We start from the raw sequence: 1,428 nt of genomic DNA, 5'->3' as shown, positions 1-1,428 counted from the left end.
TAATGCCGATCAGTTAAGAAAATGACCGGTTGACCGATCCAAACGATCATGCAAAATCCGTAGTTAGGAAACTAACTACGGATTTTTTTGTGAATATAGAACAAGCACTGCAAGCAACACTTAAAGAAAGCAGCCGATACCATACCTTTGAAAAATTATCAGAAATTCTTGACCCTGAAATCATTGAACAAGGTTTTCAACAAGCTGGGATTGCAACCGTTCGTAAGCGAAGGTTACCGCTTGAGGCCGTTTTGTGGTCAGTTATTGGCATGGCATTGTTTCGAAAAGAATCGGTTTGGAATATCGCTAATAAGCTAGATATCATGTTACCAGGCAAGAACCAACTCGTTGCTCCAAGTGCGATGGTACAGGCGAGACAAAGGTTAGGTGATGATTCCGTTAAACACGTTTTCAATAAATCTGCTCAATCAATGTATAAGCAACAGTCATTCGAAACATGGAATGGTTTGAACCTATTAGCTGTTGACGGTGTTGTGTGGCGAACAGCCGACACGCCTGATAATCGTAAAGCCTTCTCTTCTGGTAGCAACCAATACGGTGATACAGCCTTTCCTCAAATACGCATGGTCTGTCATATGGAATTGACCAGCCATCAACTGCTCAGTAGCGAGTTTGATAACTATAAAACCAACGAGATGAAATTAGCTGAGCGTTTAATTGAACGTACACCAGATAATTCACTGACTATGTTTGATAAAGGATATTATTCTTTAGGCCTGTTAAATCGTTGGCACCAAACTGGGAAGATGAGGCACTGGCTGATACCAGCAAGGCCCGACTTACAGTATGAAATCATCTCCAGCGCGGGTAAAAATGACCATATCATTGAATTGAAAACAACAAAGCATGCACAAAAAAACTTTCCCGATGTTCCTGAAACGATTAAAGCGAGATTAATCAGTAAAACAATAAAGGGCAAAAGCTACCGTATATTAACCTCGATGACGGATAGATTGCGTTATCCAGGTAATGAAATTGTTGAATTATATTGTCATCGTTGGGAGATAGAGCTTGGGTTTAGAGAAATCAAACAAACCATGCTTGATAGCGCATACCATTTAAGAAGCAAGCGTCCAGACATGGTGCGTCAGGAGCTATGGGGCGTGTTACTCGCCTATAATTTAATACGAAGAATAATGACGATGGCGGCGACAGTTACAGGGATATGGCCTAACCAGCTTAGTTTCTCTAGCAGTTCGATGGCTGTCATTCAGTATTTCTCGTCAGTATCTATAATGAGTCCAGGGAACATTCCAATACACTGGCAGCACTTACTCAATACACTGGTCTTATTTAAGCTTCCAGCTAGACGAGAGGATAGAAGATATCCCCGATGGGTTAAGCCAAAACCATCTAAGTATCCCCATAAAAAGAAAAATGCCAGTCAGCTTAACTGACTGGCATTAG

Annotated in this window: 1 protein-coding gene; it reads left to right on the top strand. The window is 41.2% G+C overall.

The window, feature by feature from the left end; all coding sequences use genetic code 11:
* Positions 1 to 95: 95 nt before the first annotated feature.
* Entirely contained in the window at positions 96 to 1,418 is a 1,323-nt protein-coding gene (locus GQR54_RS19405; protein WP_166379699.1) for an IS4 family transposase, read from the top strand.
* Positions 1,419 to 1,428: the final 10 nt, after the last annotated feature.

The organism is Pseudoalteromonas sp. Z9A4 (genome assembly GCF_011378845.1).
Lineage (GTDB): Bacteria > Pseudomonadota > Gammaproteobacteria > Enterobacterales > Alteromonadaceae > Pseudoalteromonas > Pseudoalteromonas arctica.
Note: the sequence above shows the minus strand (reverse complement) of the source record. Positions and strands in the feature narration are given on the sequence as shown.